We start from the raw sequence: 22,115 nt of genomic DNA, 5'->3' as shown, positions 1-22,115 counted from the left end.
CGGCCAGCTTCTTCCAATTATAGTTTGCGTTTAAAGAACCAGATTTCATTAAGTGAAAGACCCAGTGTAAATCTGAAATAATTCTCTTTAATTGAGGTGTCAGTCGATTTTCCTTTAATCCCATATTCAAAGGATGTGTTGATCATACTTTTTGAAGAACGCAGAGGAAATCCAAAACCACAGGTTACTGCCATCTGACTAGGTGTATATCCGTTTACATTGATATAAGAGTCAGAATAATACGCCCCGAATCTGAAACTCATACGCTGGAAATATGTCTTACCATATGGGTTATCGATATATTCACCACCAATAGATATCTTAGTGCGGTTTTTCAAAGCTCCGGTCTGACCAAAATATTTTGCGTCGCCCCATTTTTGATACAAGAAATCGGCTCCAAGGGTTAAGCGGTTATCGTAGGTATAGCTTGTTCCAACCCCAAATTGCATGGGAGTTTCAAACGAATGCGAAGTAAGTGCGTCTTTCGTGCTGTCGAGACCCAGAATGACCTTGTCATAAGTGCCGTGTAAGTTCATTTTGGGTTCAAACATTGCACCCACGGTTAAATATCCTTTTTTTGAGATCTTTCCAAACACCTGAGCTCCAAGTCGAACATTGAAAGAGTTGACATCTATGCTAATCTTTTCAGAAGTTGAATGAGTTGTCAGTGATGTGTTGGATATATCAACGATGCTTAATGCTCTGTTATAAGAGTTGCTTCCAAAAAGATAAATGGCATTTGCTCCGAGGGATATATGTTTGAATAAACGAAACGATAATCCACCGTAAATCTGAGAAATACCACCTGAACCATTGTATTGCTGAATATAATTGATAGTGTCGGAAAGGCCGTTAACTGGGGTTATTCCAGACAATGAATAATCGTAACCTGTAAAAGAATATGGAATTACTCCGATGCTTGCTCCCATAAATTTGCTTAACGGCATTTGCATTGCCAGATAGTCCAGGTTCCCATTGTGGGTACTGCGACTTCCGCTTGCGTCATTGAAATGTGAGGCTAGACCGGAAATGCCAAGATCGAACAGAAAAGTCATAGAGTCGATAGCACTGTATGAAGCAGGGTTTGCCGGGTTGATTGAAGCGTGATCTCTTACTCCGAAACCAATTCCACCCATTGCCTGACTACGACCGAAGCCGGGTTCTCGCAATTCTCCAAGTCCATAACGGGTATAAGGTGAATTCGTGTTGTTCTGTGCCATTACGGCAACACCAATGGTTAAGGCAACAAGTGCGCAAACAATTCTATAGCTGTACATTATAAGTTAATATGCGGTTAAGTCCTATCAATACTAAGTTTAACTCTACAAAGATGGGGTTTTTTAGCTTTGCCACAAAAGGAATTGAGCCTCTACCAGTTAAAAAAACTGAAAGGTTTGGATACTTTTGCATAAACAAAGTTATGTATCCTTCTATTTCAAACTCAATGCCTTGCATTACTCCGACCGTAATTGCATCAATTGTATTTTTACCGATTAATAAATCAGTGCTTTTTTCTTCCGCCAATGGCAATTTCCCGGTAAATTCGTGCAATGCTCTAAACCGGATTTGAGCCCCCGGCGAAATAGTTCCGCCCAGAAATGTGTTTTCTGAAGAAACAAGATCGTAAGTAATTGCAGTTCCTGCATCAATGATAAGCAGATTGGCGTTTGGCAGTAACCAATTGGCTCCAACAGCGGCTGCAATTCGGTCTTTCCCTAACGTATCGGGGGTTTCATATTCATTTTTGATCGGGAGAGGCGTGTGGTGTGTGAGTTCCGTAAAATAGACGGGAAGGTTTTGTAAATATTGTTTTGTATGTAGATCAATAGAAATGACAGAGCACAGGATGATAGCTTTGACTGGAAACCGACTCATAAAATCAGCCACAATTGTTGCTGTTAAAAGAGGATATCTTTCAACAACGAGTAGTCTGTCTTGCTCAAATATGGCAATCTTTACAGCGCTATTGCCGTGATCGATAATTAGGTTCATGGATTTTTGCATAGTACTTAATCAAAAAAAGGAAACTCGTTTCGAGCTTCCTTTTTATAGATGATTGCTTGAAAAACAAATCAAACACGTTTTTCTTTGATACGGGCTTTTTTGCCGGTAAGTGCACGCAAGTAGTACAATTTTGCTCTGCGAACTTTACCAACTTTGTTTACTGTGATGCTGTCGATAAATGGAGAATCCATAGGGAAGATACGTTCAACACCAACATTGTCAGACATTTTACGAACAGTAAAACGTTTTTTGTCGCCAGATCCTGTGATTTTGATTACCACACCTCTGTACTGCTGGATACGTTCTTTGTTTCCTTCAATAATACGATAAGCAACAGTGATTGTATCACCACTTTTGAAAGCAGGAAGGCTACGCTCAAGGGCGAAAGCTTGTTCTGCAACTTTAACTAAATCCATTGTTTTTCAATTAATTAATTTAGACTTAGTACGCAACATAACAGTTCTCTCTCTTCTGCCAGCGATTGCGACCAAATGAGCTGCAAAGATAAGTTATTTTCTTGTAATTTCCAAAGAGACAGCGTGTAAATTACTTTGAATTATTTGTTGGGTTCCAGACCATATTCAACTTTTGTCCGGGGTTGGTTTTCTTCTTTGTGGTCGAATGTAACCTCTTCTTTGTAAACTAGTTTGTCGTTTACCAGCTGATAACCGGAAAACGATTCATCGGGTATCTTTTTATCTTTATTACCCTCTTCATGCAGGTGGTTGAAAATAAAGAGGCTGCGTTTTGCATCGTATTGCAATGCTAATGAATGGGCGGAAGAGTAGGGCATGGCAATGCGTAACCTGTTTTCTGTATTAAATATGGGAGCTCCAAACGTGATTGTGCTGTCTTTGAGAGAAAGGACATCTATTATCTTGAAATTCTCGGATTCGGACAGGTGTGACCATCCTAATAAAATATATTGAATCTGATTGTCGCGATTGATGGGAATTGCATTGTAGTAAAGTGCTCCGTACCAATTATTGGCTGTTATCATCTTGTTCTCGTCAGGCAGATAACACGGACGATTCTGAACGAGTTGAATGAGTTGTTTTGTGGCGAACTGAAAATAAGAGAAGAAACGATAGTCACCGTTGTCGGAAATGTAATTCCAGGAATAAATTCTGAGCTTATGATCAGTGGAGTATATCTTGCCAAGATATGCCAGTGAATCAAAGGCATATTGAAACGAAGAATCGTTACGCAGTGTGACGCTGAATTGATGACATATTGAGTCGTTCAGGATGCTGCGGACAGAGTCCGATGAAGCTTTGTATAGTCGTCCGAATAGCCCTTTCAGCAAGATTTCATCTCTGGATATTTTTGTTGCACTGAATAATGAACATAGAGTACATCCAAGGATAATGGCAAGAAATAGACGTCGCATATCATAAGAATAAAAGCCCTTCGGTGTCAACACGAAGGGCTTTGTTATTTTAATTGAAAAGAAAATTATTTCATGTTGTGGAAAACGTTTTGAACGTCTTCATCTTCTTCAATTCTTTCAATGAGTTTCATTACCTGAGCTTGTTCTTCTTCTCCCAATTCTTTTGTGTCATTCGGGATTCGTTCAAACTCGGAACTGATGATTTCGAATCCGTTTTCTTCAAGGTATTTCTGAATTTTATTGAACGATTCAAATTCTCCATAAAGAATGACTTCGCTTTCTTCTGCAAAAATTTCATCAACACCGTAATCGATTAGTTCGAGCTCCAGCTCTTCCAGATCCATTTCGGCTTTCGGTACGATTTTGAAAACACTTTTCCGGTCGAATAAAAATGACAAGCTACCGGTTGTTCCCAAAGAACCGCCTAATTTATTGAAGTAACTCCGAACATTGGCTACAGTTCTTGTTGGATTGTCTGTTGCGGTTTCAACTACTACAGCAATACCATGAGGAGCATATCCTTCATACACCATTTCTTTGTAGTCGGCTTCATCTTTAGAAATAGCTTTTTTGATGGCACGCTCTACGTTTTCTTTGGGCATATTCGCAGCTTTCGCATTTTGAATTAATGCGCGAAGGCGAGGGTTGCTTGACGCTTCAGGTCCACCGGCTTTTACTGCAATAGAAATTTCTTTACCTAATTTTGTAAACACGCGGGCCATGTTGCCCCATCTTTTCATTTTACGTGCTTTTCTGTATTCAAATGCTCTTCCCATATCTTAAAATGACTTGAGGATTGATTCTTCATCAATCTGAACGAATTGATAATATTTTAGTTGTTATTTGCCTGTACGTTGGTGTCCGCCTTTTGTGTGGTTAAAGGACGGTGGATCAACCGATTTTTGGGGTTGTTCGTATGTTTTCTTCTTTCCTTTGGGCATAGGTTCTCCTGAGATGTTCAGGTGCCATGCAGCTTTTACTCCAAATGACATTAGACGGTTAAAGCTGATAGTACCGGAATTCGGAATGCCGATATATTGAGAGGAGGGATAAATCAGGTAAGAAGCTCCCACTGTGCGGCGCAAATCCTTTAATCCATAGTCGCCAAAAACACCAAGGGTTAAATAAGTGGTTTTCTTTAAGCGATGTAGGTATCCGAGTTCAAAAGATGCGTTGTACGATTTGTTGGAAGGAATCATGCCATGTGCACCGCTAATGTCTGTGGACGTAAAACCTAACCAAGGCATATTTGATAATGTCGCATTTAGGTCCTCATATTTTCCTGTAGTTGTGAAGGTTCCTTGGCTGGCATGGTAATATCCCGCCATTGGTAGAGAGATTGTTATACCTCCGGCAGCATAAAGAGCATTGCCTGATGGAAGATAGTAACGATAGTTCAACAAAAACGGAAACTCTATCCGGTACATTATGTCTTGCTCTTTTATCTTGCTGTCTACCTTGATGTTTTCAGTATATGGCAGCCCGTCGCTGTCGTAGGTTGTGTAAGAATATGAAGTTCCGGCTTTGATGCTCGAAAACGCGCTATAGGTGGAGAGGTTTATCCCTGTAGTTATTCCCCAATGCGGAGTTATGAAAAATCCTCCGCCGATACCTACTCGCAAGCCGGGACCATTGAATTGAGAGCCGCTGGTTGGCCAGTAATTGGTTCCAAACATGCCGGTAGCTGCAGTTCCATATAATTCAAAGCCTTTGAAATTGGCTTTCTGAGCAAACATGGAAATGGATAATAGTATTGCTAATAAAGAGACGACTGTTTTTTTCATTTGTCTGATAAGAAAATGGATAAATGGTTTATTTTACAAACAGCTTTTGTGTTGATGTGCTACCATCGGCAAGTTGAATTCGGACCATATAACAACCTGTGGCTGATGGAGCTTCAATGGCTGCACTTGCGTCGGAGGTTGTGTACTGACGCACCATTATTCCACTCATAGTGTAAATTTGAACTTTAGCTAACTGAATATCAGGTGAGATTGTTTCAACATTAAGAGCACTGCTTTTTGAAACCGGGTTGGGGGCAATAGATACTTTTGATGCTGATTGGCTTACGTGAAGTGCGATAGTGTCTGAGGTGACGCTGGTGCCGTCTGCCAATTTAGCAACTACATAATAATAGCCATACAATCCTTGCCCGTTTTTAGAGTAATATTGAGAAGTCGCTCCTTTTATGGGACCAAATTGAGTCGGTTTCGTTTTCGTTAAATCGATTCCTACCGAAGAAAGTGAATCGGCATACCACTGGTAAGATTTATAAATGCTTTGCGGGTCGCTGCATATAATAACACGACCACTCCAACGGGAGTAGATTTGGGGTTTTGTTTGTGCCTGAGCCAAACAAGCAATGAAACCCAAAGCAAAGAAAAGCAATAAAATACGCTTCATCTGAATTTTTTAAATTAATAGAATTGTGTTGTTGCTCTTGTTTACAAGTTTACACCCAGTTTTGCTGCTCGAACTGCACAACGTTTTGACAGGAAAAATGAAATGTGACAACGAGTGTGCAAATGTACATAATTTATTTCAAGTGCTACGATAAAAAAGCTAAAAAGGCCGATCAGTCCTAACAATCAGTCAATTTCCAGCCCGAATTCTTTCTTTAAACGCAGCAAAGCAGGATTGGATTCTGCCATTTTGGCGAATTTGTCCTGAGGTGACATTACTTTGGTGTTTTCCTTTGTGGTGTCGACAATGATTTCCATTTCAACGAAATCATTCATCAAATTACGTCTAAGGAAGGATGTCAGATCGTATAGAACTTCATTCATGGAGCTTTCCTGAAGTTTCTGGTCCAAAATGAGTTTTAGCTTATGCTTACTTTCAATCGTAGGCAGATTGTTCAGCATAATGTTTTTGGCATGAGTCTTTTCAGGAATGATCTCTGTTGCAAAATGTTTCCATGCTTTTTCGAGTGAATCAACAGTAAAGTTGTTGTCTTGTTTCTCGGTTTGTTGACTCCTGACGGTGGTTCTTGTGTCTGTTTCTTCTTTTTTTACAGGTGGTTTTGTAATAGAGATGCTGATGGGCGGTGGTGCCGTGACAACGTTTCTCTTTGTCGGCTGTGCTGCCGGTTGCGAAGAAGGTGCCGGTTGCGCGTTGGATGCAACGGCTCTCTGTATCGGAGCGGTGTTAGCTTGTTGTGCATCAGGTTGCCCAAGATGCATCTCCGGAATAAGTTCAATTGGAGGTAATGCGAATTCTTCGCTTAACTCATTTTTTTTTTTGTCCGTCAATTGGCAGAGACGGATAAGCGTGAGTTCAGTAAGTAATCGTTTGTTTCGGCTGAGCCTGAAATTCATGTCGCAGTCGTTTATGACTGCCAGTGCCGAATAGAGGAAGTCATTGGGGCACTTCTGCGCCTGCGCGGCGTAGGACTCTTTCACCGAATCGGCAACTTCGAGTAGTTGCACTGTTTCGGGGTCTTTGCACATGAGCACATCCCGCAGGTGAGAACTGAGCCCTCCTACAAAATTGTGGGCATCGAAGCCTTTATTCAGGATTTCGTTGAAGATAAGTAATGCCTCTTTTACCTTGTTTTCGAGAAATACATCGGTCAGCTTGAAATAATAGTCGTAATCGAGAACATTCAGGTTTTGAATTACGGACTGATAGGTGATGCTATTTCCGCAAAAACTAACCACCTGGTCGAAAATGGAAAGCGCATCGCGCATACCACCGTCTGCTTTCTGAGCAATTACGTTCAGCGCTTGCGGTTCGGCGTTGATGCCTTCTTTGTTGGCAACGTGCTGGAGATGTTCCACCGTATCGTTTACGCTGATGCGGTTGAAGTCGTATATCTGACAGCGAGAAAGAATGGTAGGTAAAATTTTATGCTTTTCGGTGGTGGCCAAAATGAAAATGGCGTGTGCCGGTGGCTCTTCCAGCGTTTTTAGGAATGCGTTGAAAGCCGAAGCCGATAGCATGTGAACCTCATCGATAATATAAACGCTGTAGTGTCCGATTTGTGGCGGTATGCGCACCTGATCGATCAGTGTCCGAATATCGTCGACCGAGTTGTTGGAGGCAGCATCGAGTTCGTGGATATTATAGGAGCGTTGCTCGTTAAAGGCACGGCATGATTCGCATTCGTTGCAGGCTTCAAATTCCGGGGTCAGATGTGCGCAGTTGATTGTTTTTGCAAAAATACGGGCACAGGTTGTTTTGCCTACTCCGCGGGGTCCGCAGAAGAGGTACGCATGAGCCAAATGATTGTTCCTGATGGCATTTTTGAGCGTTGCGGTTAACGCAGACTGACCCACTACCGACATAAAAGTGGCAGGACGATATTTTCTGGCCGAAACGATAAAATTCTCCATTTGTACAACGAATTAAAACCATCTTCAGTATTTATCATGCTGTGTATTTGCAGCATGGATAATGCCTGAAGACGGAGGCAAATATAGACCAAAAATTTGGAACAACAAAGCGTGTTTGGAAAGTAAAAGTAAGCTTATTTTATTGAGGTCATTTAAAAATGTACTATCTTTACAGCCGAATTCAAACCTAGTATTTATGCTCTACAAATTCCTTATTCTATCGGACGAAGTTGATGATTTTATGCGTGAAATTACCATTGATGCAAGTGCTACATTTTTTGACCTGCACAATGCAATTTTAGACTCCGTCAACTATGAAAAAGATCAGATCACCTCGTTTTTCCTTTGTGATGATGAATGGGAGAAACAACAGGAGATTACCCTGATTGAAATGGAAACCAGTTCCGAATATGATAATTTGGTAATGGATACAACTGCTCTTGAGGATTATGTTACCGATGAGAAGCAAAAACTTTTGTACTATTTCGATTTGATGGGTGATCGTGCCTTTTTTATCACCATGCAGGAGCTGATCCCCCGTCAAAACAGTGATAAAGCCGTGTGTACGCGTTCTGAAGGAACGCCTCCAAAACAGTTTGTGGATTTTAATGAAATGGCTGTTGCGCAGGGAACCGGCGATATTGATGAACAGTTCTACGGTGATGAAGAATTTAATGCTGACGAACTTGATAGTGAAGGATTTGGAGACGTGAACTTTGAAGAAGAATCTCCACGCTGAGAATAATCATCTCTTTTGAGTCAAAAATAAGATAAGGGCAAAACTGAAAATAATTCGGTTTTGCTCTTTTTTATTTTTCAGAATAAGATGTTTCATGCATATAATTTCATAAAAAAGTTTGCCTTTCTGTTTTTTCATTTAACTTTGCACATTAAACCTTAAAATGCTGTTATCCCAAGTGATTTGTGCCGGATAATGGCATTTCTTGTAGAATATTTATTTACATTTAATTTTTCGCGAATGAAAAAATTTGTGATTCTGGCAGGATGTGCCCTCGCACTTTTTACAGCCTCAAAGCCAGTCCCGGCTCCGAATCAGACTTCGGGAATTGATCGTGCCAATATGGACACGACGGCCAATCCGGCTGACGATTTCTATCAGTATGCTTGTGGCGGTTGGATGAAAAACCACCCATTGACAGCTGAATATGCACGTTACGGAAGTTTCGACAAACTAGCTGAAGAGAACCAGTCGAAGTTGAAAGAACTTATTACCGGTTTGGCTCAACAGCAACATGCTGTGGGTTCGATTCCAGACAAAATTGCCACCCTTTACAATATGGGGATGGACAGCGTGAAACTGCAACAACAGGGAGCGGCTCCTATTAAACCTCTGCTTGATGTTATTTCAAAACTGGCTACAAAAAAACAGATTCAGAGTGAGTTGATTACACTGCATAAAAACGGGATTTTTCCATTCTTCGAACTGGCTGCCGAGGCCGATTATACCAATAGTAAAATGACTATTGCCTGGTTGTATCAGGGAGGAATCGGTATGGGTCAACGCGATTATTATCTCGAAAACGACGATCATACAAAAGAAATTCGTGCAAAATATCAGGAGATGATGACCAAGATGTTCGACCTTTCGGGTTACGCCAAACTGACCAAAACTCCGGCAGCTAAACTGACCGAAGAGGTTATGGCACTCGAAACCGAATTGGCAAAAGCATCGTTCGACCGTGTAACTCTCCGCGATCCGCATAAAAACTTCAACAAAATGGAGTTGGCCAAACTGGTTGCAATGACTCCTGATGTAGACTTCAATGCCTATTTCAAAGGTGTCGGTTTGCCGAACATGAAAAGCATGAACGTGGCTCAGCCTGAATTTATCAAGGCGGTTCAGAATGTGCTGAAAAACGGCAAACCCAGTGCCATCAAGGCTTATTTTGCATGGAACGTTATCAATACGGCAGCTCCTTATTTGAGTGAAGATTTCGTGAAAACCAACTTTGCTTTCTTCGGAAAGGCGATGTCGGGTCGTGAAGTGATGCGTCCGCGCTGGAAACGAGTGGTGACTACCATCAATGGTTCGTTGGGCGAAGCTGTCGGCCAGATGTACGTGGAAAAATATTTTCCGCCCTCAGCTAAAAAACGTATGGTGGAACTGGTACACAATCTGCAGGATGCCTTTGCACAACGCATTCAGGCTTCGGAGTGGATGGATCAGCAGACCAAAAATACAGCTGTTGAAAAGCTGAAAGCTATTCACGTGAAGATCGGTTATCCTGACAAATGGCGTGATTATAGCAATCTGAAAGTGTCGACTGATAGCTATTTTGCAAATATCCTTCGTTCCAATCAGTTTGATTTGGCTTACATGCTTAACAAAGTGGACAAACCTACCGACGTGAACGAATGGTTGATGACTCCGCAAACCGTAAATGCTTATTACCAACCGACAACTAACGAAATTTGTTTCCCGGCAGCTATTCTGCAACCTCCTTTCTTCAACCAACAGGCTGACGATGCTACCAACTATGGTGCTATCGGTGTGGTAATTGGTCACGAAATGACACACGGTTTCGACGACGAAGGTCGCCAGTACGACCTAACAGGTAACCTGAAAGATTGGTGGCAGCCCGAAGATTCTAAGAAATTTGATACCCGCGCTTCTGTGTTGGTTGACTATTTTAACAACATCGAAGTGGTTCCCGGTACCAAAGCTAACGGTAAACTGACACTTGGTGAAAACCTTGCGGATAACGGAGGTCTTCATATTTCATACGTTGCTATGCAGAATGCTATGAAAAAAGGCGATGTCAACGCAAATAAAATGGACGGCTTTACCCCTGCTCAACGTTTCTTCCTCGGTTATGCTACAGTTTGGGCAAGCAATATTCGTGAACAGGAAATGTTGCGTCTCACAAAGCTCGATCCTCACTCATTGGCTAAATGGCGTGTTGACGGTACCTTGCCGCATATCGACATGTTCCTCGAAGCTTTCGGCGTGAAACCGGGCGACAAAATGTATTTGCCAAAAGAAAAACAGGCCTTGATCTGGTAAGTTTAGAGCAAAGAACAAAGAATAAAGAGCAAAGAAAGCCCTGTCGGATGTATTCCGGCGGGGCTTTGTTAGTGATGAAAGAGGATTTGTTTTGTCGTCAAGACTAAACCGAAATGCGATCAACTTTGAATTAGCTTCGCCTTTTTAGACGGAGCTATATAAATATGGATAATTCTATCTTTGACTATCGGATATATTGCCTACTTGTATTTCACATCGTCTGAAAGGCGTTATTTTCATAACCGTATGCCAATGGCTTACGGTTGGATAAAGCTCCATTCTTCAATGCCTGAAAGGCATCACTTTTAGTATATATGGTCTGACCTTTCAGGTCGTGATGATTGAAGGTTATATTCACACAGGTCACAGACCTGTGGTTATGCAAATAGGTTTTTTCAAGCCATTAGATCAAATATAAGACACTCATATTATATTTTTAGATTTTGCAAAACAAAAACACCCCGCTCTCGTTTTCGAAAGCGGGGTGTTTATTTAGTTGTTAACTATTAATTGATTATCTGATATTTGCAATGCTGATGATGTCGGCAAACACCCCAGCAGCAGTTACGCTGGCTCCGGCACCATATCCTTTGATAATCATCGGATAGTCGTTGTAGCGTTCGGTGGTAATCATCAGGATGTTGTTGCTTCCTTCTAGGTCGTAAAGCGGATGACGCTGATCGACCTCCTGCAAGCCTACGCTGCATTTTCCCTCTTCCATGGTAGCCACAAAACGGAGACGTTTGTGCTCGGTTTCGAGGCGTTGGCGGTGTTGCTCGAACTGCGCATCCATTTCGCCTATGGTGTTCCAGAAATCTTCCAGCGAACCTTTGAAATACTTTTCGGGGATAAACAGGTTGCACTCTACGTCCGATTGTTCCACCCGGTAACCGGCTTCGCGTGACAGGATAATCAGCTTGCGAATCACGTCTTTGCCGCTCAGGTCTATGCGGGGATCAGGTTCGGAGTAACCGGCTTCTTTTGCCATGCGGATGGTCTTGCTCAATGTGTTTTCGGCACTCAGCGTGTTGAAAATATAGTTGAGTGTACCCGAAAGTACGGCCTCCATTTTCAAAATACGGTCGCCCGAGTTAATCAGGTTGTTGATGGTATTCATAATCGGCAGCCCGGCACCTACGTTCGTCTCGAAGAGGAATTTGATGCCGCGTTTGCTGGCAATCGATTTCAGTTCGGCATAGTTTTCGTATTCCGACGAAGCAGCAATTTTATTGGCAGCCACCACCGAAACGTTGTTCGACAACAGATCTTTGTAGATGGTTGCCACTTCGGGGCTCGCCGTACAATCGACAAATACCGAGTTGAAGATATTCATGCCCAGAATCTCGTCGCGCAACAGTTGCGGAGAGGTTGGTTTGCCTTTTGCTTCGATTTCTTCCTTGTAAGTTTCCAGATCGATGCCTTCGCGGGTAAAGAGCGCTTTTTCGGCATTGGCAATACCTACCACGTTAAGCTTTAAGCCTTTTTTTGCCATCAGTTTGGGTTGCTGCTGACGGATCTGGTCGAGCAGGCTACCACCCACGGTGCCCGTACCTGTGAGGAATACGTTGAGCACCTGATAGTCGGAAAGGAAGAACGAATCGTGGATTACGTTCAGCGCTTTGCGCAACGATTTCAGGTCGGTAACGAACGAAATATTTGTCTCCGAAGCACCCTGCGCACAGGCAATCACGTTGATGCCGTTGCGCCCCAGTGTGCCGAACAGTTTTCCGGCAATACCGGGAATGCGTTTCATATTTTCGCCCACGATGGCCACGGTAGCCAGATCTCTTTCTGCCACGGCACGATTCATTTCGCCCAGTTCGATCTCACGGGCAAACTCTTCGTCGAGCGCTTTCACGGCCAGGTCGGCATCGCTGTTTTTAACGGCAAACGAGGTGTTGTTTTCCGAAGCTGCCTGCGAAACGAGGAATACACTGATTCCATTTTTTGCCAGTGCTTTGAAAATGCGATAATTCACGCCGATTACACCTACCATGCCCAATCCCTGAACGGTAATCAAACAGGTGTCGTTGATGGATGAAATACCCTTGATTGCTTTTACCGTATCGGTGGTGCGGTCGTTGGAGATATAAGTTCCCGGAGCAGACGGATTGAACGTGTTTTTGATCCGGATGGGAATATTTTTGTGATAAGCAGGATAGATAGTCGGCGGATAGATCACTTTTGCACCGAAGTTACACAACTCCATGGCTTCGATAAACGACAGTTTATCAATAACGTAAGTGTTGCTGATAATGCGCGGGTCGGCAGTCATAAAACCGTCTACGTCGGTCCATATTTCCAGCACGTCAGCTTTCAAAGCAGCCGCCAGAATAGCCGCCGTGTAGTCGGAACCGCCGCGACCGAGGTTGGTCACCACATTGGTGCGGGTGTCGGAAGAGATGAAACCTCCGCACACAACCACTTTCTGCTCGTTGGCAAACTGCTGTTTGATAAGCGTGTTGGTGGTATGGAAATCGACGATATGTTTGGTAAACTGCGGAACAGTTTTGATAAATTTACGAGAGTCGTACGTAACGGCATTGTCAATCACCTGTCCGACAATGGTCGAAGAGGCACGTTCACCATAACTTACAATAGAATCGGTGATTTTTTGGGTAAGGTCTTGAAGCAGGAAGATACCTTTCATAATGTTGGTGAGTTCTTCCAGTAAGTCGGTGATAGTTGTTGTGACCTGAGTTCGTTTTTCGGCAGGAACAACGCCATTTACCACATCGATATGCCTTTTTACAATTGCCTGCATGGCATCGATGTAGGTCGGGTCGCCATTAGCGGCTAAGTTAGAAACATGGTAGAGTTGATCGGTGATACCACCCAGTGCGGAAACTACTACGATTACCGGCTCCTGCTGGGCTTCAACGATTTTTTTTACCTCCAGAATGCTTTCGATGGAACCTACGGATGTTCCACCAAATTTTAAGACCTTCATTTGTTTTGTTTTTTAAGTAAATAAATAGATTTGGTGATGATTTTCTTCTTCCAACAAGGAAATGGTTACAAATCCATTCCCCGGCCTGCGCAAAGAATAAATGCAGACTAATGGCTTCGGATAAATCTCAGTACAAAGATACGTTTTTGCCTTACTCCTTCCAAAATAACGGTAATCTGTTTATTATAAACAATATGATGTTGAAATAAGGCAAAAAAGCGGATACCCGAATGAGTATCCGCTTCCGGAAAAGAGATAGAAAAATCAGGTTGTCTGGAATGAAGGAAATTTTGATGCAGCTCGTTGCAGGTCGCTTTCGTAGAGGTATTGGTAAATATTCAACAGCTTTTCGCGTATTTCATGCTTGTCGAATTGCCGTATTAGTGCCTGCGAAATGGATTTCCCTTCCTCTAATTTTTTGGAATCCGACATCATTTCGCGAGTCAGTCGGATAAATTCGTCGGTGGTCGAGGCTTTCAGGTACGGGCGTTCGTAAAGCGTAGTGTATTCTGCAAGGTCGCGGAAAACTACCGGTAGTCCGCAGGCAGCTCCTTCAATGGGTGCCAACGGGCAATTTTCCTGATACGACGGAAAGAGCATCAGGTCGGCGGCAGCGTAAATAAGTGGCATTTTGTCTAAATCTAACATGCCGGTAAACTGTATGTTGGAGCCTTCGCTTTCGGCAATGCGGGTGTCTATACGAGTGATGCCTTCTGTCATCGGGCCGAAAGGACGACCGCCTGCCCACACAAAGCGTGCTTCCGGAATGGAGGCAGCCACATCCATAAAGTCTTCCACCCCTTTACGGGCTTGCAGCTGTCCCACGCCCAAAACAACAAATTCGTCCTCTTTGATCCCCAATATCTCACGCCCCTGACGGCGTTTTTCGGGAGAGCATTTCCACCGGTCAACGGGAATCGGGTTGTATACCCGTTCTATTTTAGTCTTGGCTCCGCTTTCAAGGATAGCTTCTTCCACTCGCGGCGAAATGGCAATGCAGACATCGGCATACGAATAGACCTGTTTGAAATACCACTTTACAAAAGGCATCCACAGTTTCCATGCAGGCAGCGAACCTTTGATTGAATCGGGGATAACGTGAGCCGTGAATACTCTTTTATGTTTGTATCGGAGACCTTTCCAGAAATAGAAGGGACCGTATGTGTGGCTGTGCATCACATCGCCTCTCTCTTCATTGTTTACTACGGTTTCAAGATCCTGATTTGCCTTGAGGAGTTCCACATGATCTACAAATGCGGTGTGTACTCCATTGCCCTTAATCATGTAGGCGGTTTCGGATACTACGTGTACTTTCATTTTAACTATTTTGAATTGGTTGTTATATGTAACTATGCGGACGTGCTTCGTTATAATGTGTTTGGTGCGTGTTTCTTGTATAGTATGCCGACTACATACCGGGTAACAATCCAAAGGAAAATTCCGGCAGGTATTGCCATTAGCATGTATTTGAATTCTTCGAGATGCATATCGATATGTTTCCAGTACGGTCCCAAAAGATAACCTGCACCAATGTAGAATGAGCTCCAGATGACCGAGGTCGCTATGATAGTGATTCCGTATTTTTTCGGGTTGATGTGCAGCAGGCCACAGATAACAGCCACATAGCCCCGGATAAAGGGAGATAACCGTCCGATGACGATCCCCTTAAATCCAAGGCGGGCTATTTTTTGCGATTGTTTGTGAATGCTTTGCTGAGAAATAGGAATCCATCGTGCTTTTGCACTAAGCAAGAAAGTTCCGAAAAGGTTGAAAATTACGTAGAGAGTGGTAGCTGCCAGCAAATCGGCACCAGCCACTGTAAGAACCAGCGGAAGCAATTTCAGAATCCCGGTAAAAGCCAGATAGCCGGAAAAGATAAGAATAAGTTCGTTGGGCAGAGGGGTGGGAGCCCCGATCTCTTGCAGGAAGATGAAAAGGAAAATGGCCAGATAGCCGTATTGACTGATATAAAAGACTAAATCGTCGGGCATGTGTTGTTTGTTTTAAGCAACCCGCCGAAGCGTTGATTGCCTTTTTACACATGCAAAATTAGAGTGGAACTATTGCAAAGTTATTACGATTTGAAGAGGATATTGCTAAGAGTTTTATGAAGAGCAGTAATGAATTTTGTCGGTATTATAGACTTGAAAATGAATATGATGTTTTTTGTTTTTAATGAGATGATTGTTGGGCTTGTTGCCTTTTTATCTCATTCTCAATTACCTCTGGCAGTTGTTTGATGCCAATGCGTTTGGATAGAATGCGCTTGTTTTCGTCCAACAGGTATACGGTGGGAGTGGAGATGATGTTGTAGGTGTCTTTGTAAGTATACTCGAGCGGAGTTGCATTGATCCAATCGTAGAGTTTGTGGTCGTTTACAAAGTCTACCCATTTTGCTTTAGCATCTGCTCCGGTAAGCATATGGATAGCAACAATCTTTACATCTTTATTTTTGATAATGGGGTAGATGGAGTCGTAGAGCAAGGGCATCTCTTTCTGACAATGGCCGCAATCGACTTCCCAGAATACAAGGACGGTGAATTTAGCCCTGACATCTTGTAACTTCATCATTCGCCCTATTTGAAGGCTTTTGCGGGCAACCGTATCTGTTTTTGAAGTTATAAAATGCTCCGCCGGAATTTCGGCAAGCGGCAAATTCGGGGCTTCTTTTCCAATCAGATTGGGCTTGATTTTGGTAATGTCTTTTTGCAGGTTGTCTCTGAATTTTTGATCGGCCCACGTTGCTTGCGGTAGATAGTATTTCTCGGCAAAATATACAAACGGACTGTCCATACCTACATATTGATTTGCCTTTTCTGCCAAATGGTTGTAGATAGTGCCCAGTAGGTAACGACGAACTTCTTCATTTGTTCCGATCATTGTCATTAGCCGATCAGTCTCTTTTTGAATAGAATCCGGGTGCTGTATGGCAGCTTTGTCAAGATAGTCAATGACTTTGCGTTCGTAGAAAGGCGTGTGCAGGAGTCTGATGTCCGACAGATCAAAATTGTCGAAGAAATGTTGGTGCCAGTATTTGTACTGAAAATTCGGGTCGGTCACATTGTCTTTGGCATCCCGCGGCAATGGAGGAATATCTATTTCCTGTAAAGCCTGTAGCCATGTGGCGAAAAAGGTTCCTTTGTGTTGATCTATTGATTGACGGATATAGCTTTTAACCTCAGTGTTGAGAGTGGTACGTGCTTTGGTAATGGAGTCTTTCTGAGCCTTATTAGCGCTGGCAAACTGTTCGTTAAGATGCTTCATCTCCTTGGTTTTGCCGGTAATCAGATTGCGATAGTTGTAGAATAAAGTGTTTTCTTCCGAGTCTTTGAATTTAACGCTCCGAACCAGATCTGCGGTGTCAGCTTCCACGCTGAATTGCTGGTTGTTGCCAATAAAGAGGTCGAAGTATTTCTTTTGCGGGAGAATGACTATGTACATTCCTCCGGTCAACGGTTTGGTATTTGCAAAGACAGCTTCTCCTTTCTTGTTCAGTTTGGTAGAGTCGTCTTTTATGAAAGTGAGAGATTCTTTCGCAAAATAGTGTGCCAAAACTACGGTAGAGTCTTTCAGACCGGAGACTTTGATTTTAATCTCATAACCACTTTTAGAGTATGCGGTAACAGAAAGACAGCTGATTAGAAGAATTATGGAAAAGAGTTTGTTGTGCTTCATTGCCAATTAAATTTTGAGCAAAAATAAAAAAATATCGGGGAAACTTTGTGAAGAAACCCCGATATTCGAAAGGTGAAAATTAAACTTAAAAACTACCTGGCATATTTATAACTTTTACCCCAGTAGATGGCCTGGTCGCCCAAAGCCTCTTCAATACGGAGCAATTGGTTATATTTTGCGATCCGGTCACTACGCGATGCCGAACCAGTTTTGATCAGTCCGGTGTTCAGTGCAACGGCCAAATCGGCAATAGTGCTGTCTTCGGTTTCTCCCGAACGGTGACTCATGATAGTGGTCATCCCGTTGATTTGTGCCAAATTCACCGAGTCGATGGTTTCTGACAACGAACCGATCTGATTTACCTTGATCAGAATGGAATTGCCGACTTTTCGATCAATACCCATTTGCAAACGTTTTACATTGGTCACGAAAAGGTCGTCGCCTACTAACTGAACATGATCGCCGATGGTGTCGGTCAGCAGTTTCCAACCGTCCCAGTCATCCTCGGCCATTCCGTCTTCGATAGAAATAATCGGATATTTTGATGTCCATTCTTTCCAGTAAGCTACCATTTGAGCAGGAGTTAGCTTTTCGCCCGACGATTTATGCAGATGGTACACTTTTTCTTCCGGAATGTAGTATTCGGAAGAAGCCGGGTCGAGCCCGATGCAGATATCTTCACCCGGACGGTAACCGGCTTTTTCGATGGCCTGCAGGATGACGGTAACAGCTTCTTCGTTCGATTTCAGATTGGGGGCAAACCCGCCTTCATCGCCCACGTTGGTAGAATATCCCTGTTTTTTCAATACGTCTTTCAAATGGTGGAATACTTCGGAACCCATGCGGAGTGCTTCGCTGAAACGGCTGGCACCTACCGGCATAATCATAAATTCCTGAAAGTCGATAGAGTTATCGGCATGAGAACCTCCGTTAAGGATGTTCATCATTGGGATAGGCAATGTGTTTGCATTAACACCTCCTACGTAGCGGAAAAGTGGTTGTTTGGTAACGGCAGCTCCTGCATGTGCGGCTGCCAGCGAAACGCCAAGAATGGCATTTGCACCAAGCTTGCCTTTGTTTTCAGTGCCGTCTAGTACCAGCATTGCATTGTCGATGCCTCGCTGATCGAGTACCGAATGACCTTCGAGTGCCGGAGCGATAACTGAATTTACATTATTCACGGCTTTCAAAACACCTTTGCCCAGATATTTTGATTTGTCACCGTCACGCAATTCTACAGCTTCGTGAACACCGGTCGATGCACCCGATGGAACAGCTGCACGCCCTACAAAACCTTCATTGGTTGTTACTTCCACTTCCACGGTCGGATTCCCTCTCGAATCTAAAATTTGCCGTGCATGAACTTTTTTTATAGTCGACATAATTAATTGATTTATATATTTATAAACAAAAAACATCCATGAGGCGAACCTCATGCGCTGAGATACAACCTGCGTGGATGTTTGTACAAAGATACGTTACGAAAAAGCGAAATCAAAGAGTTTTGATTATAAACGCCGTTTCTTCATTATTTCTTCAAAAGAGCAATGTCAAGAACTTCTTTGATGTCGGTTACATAATGGAAGGTGAGCCCTTTCAGATAAGCCGGTTTGATTTCTTCAATATCTTTCCGGTTGTCTTCACAAAGAATAAGTTCCTTTATGTTGGCACGTTTGGCGGCAAGAATTTTTTCCTTGATTCCGCCAACGGGTAATACTTTGCCTCTCAGGGTCATTTCGCCGGTCATGGCCAACGCTTTTTTGACTTTCCGTTGCGTAAATGCCGAAGCCAAAGCCGTTACCATGGTAATACCAGCCGAAGGACCGTCTTTAGGGATGGCGCCTTCCGGAACGTGAACATGGACGCTCATTTCTTCGAATTTGCTCTCGTCGATGCCGATTTGTGCGGCATGCGATTTGATGTATTCCAGGCCAAGGATGGCAGACTCTTTCATTACATTTCCTAGGTTGCCGGTGAGCGTCAAAGCGGGTGCTTTCGATTTGCTTAAGCTGGTTTCGATAAAGAGGATTTCTCCACCTACCGATGTCCATGCCAAGCCTGTAACTACGCCCACATAGTCGTTGCCTTCGTAAATGTCTCGACTGAAAGGTGGGGTGCCCAAATATTCTTTCAGTGCATCCGGTTGAACGATGAGATCGTACGGTTCTTCTGTACCGATCTTTTTCGCAACCTGACGCATGATTTTGGCAATTTTGCGTTCCAGATCACGTACTCCCGATTCACGTGTATACGATTCGATAATGTGTTTAAGCGTTACCTTCGGAATTGTGATCTGATCTTTCTTTATACCGTGATTGTCGCGTTGACGCGGAACCAGGTGTCGATGTGCAATTTCTATTTTGTCTTCTGTAATGTAACCACTTACATCAATCATCTCCATGCGGTCGAGTAGGGGCTGTGAGATTGTTTGAGTGGTGTTTGCAGTGGCAATAAACAGCACCTTCGACAGGTCGAAATCAATATCAAGATAGTTATCGTGGAAAGTTGAGTTTTGTTCCGGGTCAAGCACTTCAAGCAGGGCAGATGATGGATCGCCTTTGAAGTCGGCATTCACTTTGTCAATTTCGTCCAGTACCATGACGGGGTTTGCCGTGCCTGCTTTTTTCAGGTTTTGAATGATACGTCCCGGCATTGCACCGATGTAGGTACGACGGTGTCCGCGAATTTCGGCCTCGTCATGCAAACCACCTAACGCAATTCGTATGTATTTACGGTTCAGCGATTCGGCAATGGATTTGCCCAAAGACGTTTTTCCGACACCCGGAGGGCCGTACAGGCAGATGATTGGAGACTTCATATCACCTTTCAGTCGCAATACAGCCAAATGTTCGATAATGCGTTCTTTTACTTTCTCCAATCCGAAATGGTCGCGATCAAGTATTTTTTGTGCCCGTTTCAGGTCAAAATTATCTTTAGAATACTCGTTCCATGGCAATGCCAGCATGGTTTCCACATAGTTCATCTGGGTTGGATACTCCGGAGAATGCGGATGCATACGTTCCAGCTTTTCCAGTTCAGAATTGAATGCTTCGGCAACTTCCTTGCCCCATTTCTTTTCCTGCGCTTTTTCACGCATTGTTTTGATTTGTTGCTCGTTGATGCCGCCACCCAATTCGTCCTGAATGGTTTTCATCTGTTGTTGTAGGAAGTATTCGCGCTGTTGCTGGTCAATATCTTCGCGAGCTTTGGATTGTATGGAAGCTTTTATTTCAAGTAATTGCGACTCTTTGTTCAGGATTTCAAGCAACTGATAGCCTCTTTCTTCAAGGTCTTCAATTTCAAGTAAGCGCTGTTTTTCGGCAACTTTCAAAGCAAAATTACCGGCAATGAAGTTGACGAGCTGTTCAGAGCTGTCAATATTGCGGATAGCAAAAGAGGTTTCGGGTGGAATCATTCCCGAATTCTGGATAATTTTTATTGCCAGTTCTTTGATAGCTTCAATCAGAGCATTGAATACACGATTGTCTTCCGAAGGCACTTTATCCTCCAAGAGTGTTACCAATCCCTGATGGTAAGGAGTTGATGTCACTATTTCTTTTAATTCGAAGCGTTGTATGCCCTGAAGAAGAACTGTCGTGCTGTTATCCGGCATTTCAAGAATACGTACGATGCGGGCAATCGTACCTATTTGCTGGATATCATTGGTTGCAGGGTCTTCAACCTTTGCGTCTTTTTGTGTGGCAGCTGCTAGTATCCCGTTTTTTTGATACACTTCCCGGATAAGGCGTAACGATTTATTGCGGCTTACGGCAATCGGCATTACAATGTTTGGAAACATTACAGTGTTTCGTAAGGGTAAAACAGGAACTAATTCGTCCGGTTTTATATTGATGGCCGGTAAATCATTGCTGTCCGCTACGATCGAGAGATACCCCGGTTGCTCGTCAGAAAGTTCTTCCTGAAGGTTGTTGATGATAATATCCATGTCAAAATGTTAGTTGCGTTGTCAGTTTGGCAGCAGCCTTGTCTGGGTCGATAAAATTTTTTCTTTGTAATTATTTATATTAATTCGTTGGTTTCCAATTGGAAAATCCCATCCAAATATAGTATAAATAATATTACAAAACAATGACTGCCGTTTGTTACAATAGCTGTGCCAAAATGTGCCAAATTGGAGAGGTGAAAAAAGTGATGAAATTCAGTGTTGATAATGAGTTTGTTACAAAAAAAGTGAAGAAAAATGCGAAAAAAATGCTCAGGATATTTGGAAGATTGAAATAAGTCCCTTACCTTTGCACCGCTTTTGTGAGAGACACATGGCCCATTCGTCTATCGGTTAGGACGCCAGATTTTCATTCTGGAAAGAGGGGTTCGATTCCCCTATGGGCTACTAAGATATACTTTTTGAAACATAACTATGGCAAACCACAAATCATCTGTCAAAAGAATACGTCAAACGCAAAAAAATCGTTTGCACAACCGTTATTATGCTAAAACTGCTCGCAACGCCGTAAGAACTTTGCGTGCTACGAAAGAAGCTGATGCGGCTGCTTCATTGTTGCCTCAGGTGGCTGCAATGTTGGATAAATTGGCAAAACGCAACATGATTCACAAAAACAAAGCCAGCAATTTGAAATCGAAATTGGCAAAGCATGTGAATAAGTTGTCGAAGTAATCGCTTTTTAATTAAAGTCCTATATGCCCCCTGTCACTTTTGTGGCGGGGGGTTTGTTTTTATTAAGTTGCTCGTGAACTGCAATTTTTGTACATTTGCAT

At 43.0% G+C, this 22,115-nt stretch carries 18 protein-coding genes and 1 tRNA gene; 4 read left to right on the top strand and 15 right to left on the bottom strand.

The window, feature by feature from the left end:
• Positions 1 to 17 precede the first annotated feature (17 nt).
• The 8 genes from bamG to PJIAN_RS13250 form a co-directional block, all read right to left on the bottom strand.
• A complete protein-coding gene (gene bamG / locus PJIAN_RS13285) occupies positions 18 to 1,277 on the bottom strand; it encodes a BamG family beta-barrel-assembly machinery protein (protein WP_068705858.1) in 1,260 nt (419 codons plus the stop codon).
• Positions 1,264 to 1,992: a type III pantothenate kinase gene (locus PJIAN_RS13280; RefSeq protein ID WP_068706472.1), complete on the bottom strand. Its 729-nt coding sequence runs from the start codon at positions 1,990 to 1,992 to the stop codon at positions 1,264 to 1,266. The genes bamG and PJIAN_RS13280 overlap by 14 nt, the downstream gene beginning before the upstream one ends.
• An 80-nt stretch (positions 1,993 to 2,072) precedes the next feature.
• Complete coding sequence (gene rplS, locus PJIAN_RS13275) at positions 2,073 to 2,420, bottom strand: 50S ribosomal protein L19 (protein WP_068705856.1); 348 nt, start codon at positions 2,418 to 2,420, stop codon at positions 2,073 to 2,075.
• Between the two features lie 140 nt (positions 2,421 to 2,560).
• On the bottom strand, positions 2,561 to 3,394 hold the full coding sequence (locus PJIAN_RS13270) for a hypothetical protein (protein ID WP_153802574.1): 834 nt from the start codon (positions 3,392 to 3,394) through the stop codon (positions 2,561 to 2,563).
• Between the two features lie 65 nt (positions 3,395 to 3,459).
• Entirely contained in the window at positions 3,460 to 4,170 is a 711-nt protein-coding gene (locus PJIAN_RS13265; protein WP_068705852.1) for a YebC/PmpR family DNA-binding transcriptional regulator, read from the bottom strand.
• Between the two features lie 63 nt (positions 4,171 to 4,233).
• Positions 4,234 to 5,178, bottom strand: a complete 945-nt coding sequence (locus PJIAN_RS13260; protein ID WP_153802573.1) for a hypothetical protein — start codon at positions 5,176 to 5,178, stop codon at positions 4,234 to 4,236.
• A gap of 28 nt (positions 5,179 to 5,206) precedes the next feature.
• A complete protein-coding gene (locus PJIAN_RS13255) occupies positions 5,207 to 5,797 on the bottom strand; it encodes a T9SS type A sorting domain-containing protein (protein WP_068705848.1) in 591 nt (196 codons plus the stop codon).
• A 185-nt stretch (positions 5,798 to 5,982) separates the two neighbouring features.
• Positions 5,983 to 7,728 carry a DNA polymerase III subunit gamma/tau gene (locus tag PJIAN_RS13250; RefSeq protein ID WP_068705846.1) on the bottom strand — a complete coding sequence of 582 codons (1,746 nt, stop codon included), beginning with the start codon at positions 7,726 to 7,728 and terminating at the stop codon, positions 5,983 to 5,985.
• A 196-nt stretch (positions 7,729 to 7,924) separates the two neighbouring features.
• On the opposite strand from PJIAN_RS13250, the gene PJIAN_RS13245 reads away from it, so the two are divergent.
• Together PJIAN_RS13245 and PJIAN_RS13240 are read left to right on the top strand one after the other, a co-directional pair.
• Positions 7,925 to 8,467, top strand: a complete 543-nt coding sequence (locus tag PJIAN_RS13245) for an IS1096 element passenger TnpR family protein (protein ID WP_068706470.1) — start codon at positions 7,925 to 7,927, stop codon at positions 8,465 to 8,467.
• 240 nt (positions 8,468 to 8,707) lie between these two features.
• Entirely contained in the window at positions 8,708 to 10,753 is a 2,046-nt protein-coding gene (locus PJIAN_RS13240; RefSeq protein ID WP_084252440.1) for a M13 family metallopeptidase, read from the top strand.
• A gap of 211 nt (positions 10,754 to 10,964) precedes the next feature.
• Here the strand turns inward: PJIAN_RS13240 and PJIAN_RS14945 are convergent, their stop codons facing one another.
• The 7 genes from PJIAN_RS14945 to lon form a co-directional block, all read right to left on the bottom strand.
• Complete coding sequence (locus tag PJIAN_RS14945) at positions 10,965 to 11,120, bottom strand: hypothetical protein (RefSeq protein ID WP_153802572.1); 156 nt, start codon at positions 11,118 to 11,120, stop codon at positions 10,965 to 10,967.
• A gap of 147 nt (positions 11,121 to 11,267) precedes the next feature.
• Positions 11,268 to 13,703: a bifunctional aspartate kinase/homoserine dehydrogenase I gene (gene thrA / locus PJIAN_RS13235; protein ID WP_068705842.1), complete on the bottom strand. Its 2,436-nt coding sequence runs from the start codon at positions 13,701 to 13,703 to the stop codon at positions 11,268 to 11,270.
• A 264-nt stretch (positions 13,704 to 13,967) separates the two neighbouring features.
• Complete coding sequence (locus tag PJIAN_RS13230) at positions 13,968 to 15,020, bottom strand: glycosyltransferase family 4 protein (RefSeq protein WP_068705840.1); 1,053 nt, start codon at positions 15,018 to 15,020, stop codon at positions 13,968 to 13,970.
• A 50-nt stretch (positions 15,021 to 15,070) separates the two neighbouring features.
• Positions 15,071 to 15,694 carry a DedA family protein gene (locus PJIAN_RS13225; RefSeq protein WP_068705838.1) on the bottom strand — a complete coding sequence of 208 codons (624 nt, stop codon included), beginning with the start codon at positions 15,692 to 15,694 and terminating at the stop codon, positions 15,071 to 15,073.
• Positions 15,695 to 15,875: 181 nt separating this feature from the next.
• Complete coding sequence (locus tag PJIAN_RS13220; RefSeq protein ID WP_068705836.1) at positions 15,876 to 17,378, bottom strand: TlpA family protein disulfide reductase; 1,503 nt, start codon at positions 17,376 to 17,378, stop codon at positions 15,876 to 15,878.
• Between the two features lie 92 nt (positions 17,379 to 17,470).
• Positions 17,471 to 18,760 (bottom strand): phosphopyruvate hydratase, encoded by a 1,290-nt coding sequence (gene eno, locus PJIAN_RS13215; protein WP_068705834.1) that lies wholly within the window; start codon positions 18,758 to 18,760, stop codon positions 17,471 to 17,473.
• 146 nt (positions 18,761 to 18,906) lie between these two features.
• Positions 18,907 to 21,324, bottom strand: a complete 2,418-nt coding sequence (gene lon / locus PJIAN_RS13210) for an endopeptidase La (RefSeq protein ID WP_068705832.1) — start codon at positions 21,322 to 21,324, stop codon at positions 18,907 to 18,909.
• 333 nt (positions 21,325 to 21,657) lie between these two features.
• On the opposite strand from lon, the gene PJIAN_RS13205 reads away from it, so the two are divergent.
• A tRNA-Glu gene (locus PJIAN_RS13205) sits at positions 21,658 to 21,729 on the top strand.
• 27 nt (positions 21,730 to 21,756) lie between these two features.
• Entirely contained in the window at positions 21,757 to 22,014 is a 258-nt protein-coding gene (gene rpsT, locus PJIAN_RS13200; RefSeq protein ID WP_068705830.1) for a 30S ribosomal protein S20, read from the top strand.
• Positions 22,015 to 22,115 lie beyond the last annotated feature (101 nt).

The sequence above is a fragment of the Paludibacter jiangxiensis genome (assembly GCF_001618385.1).
GTDB classification, from domain to species: domain Bacteria; phylum Bacteroidota; class Bacteroidia; order Bacteroidales; family Paludibacteraceae; genus Microbacter; species Microbacter jiangxiensis.
Note: the sequence above shows the minus strand (reverse complement) of the source record. Positions and strands in the feature narration are given on the sequence as shown.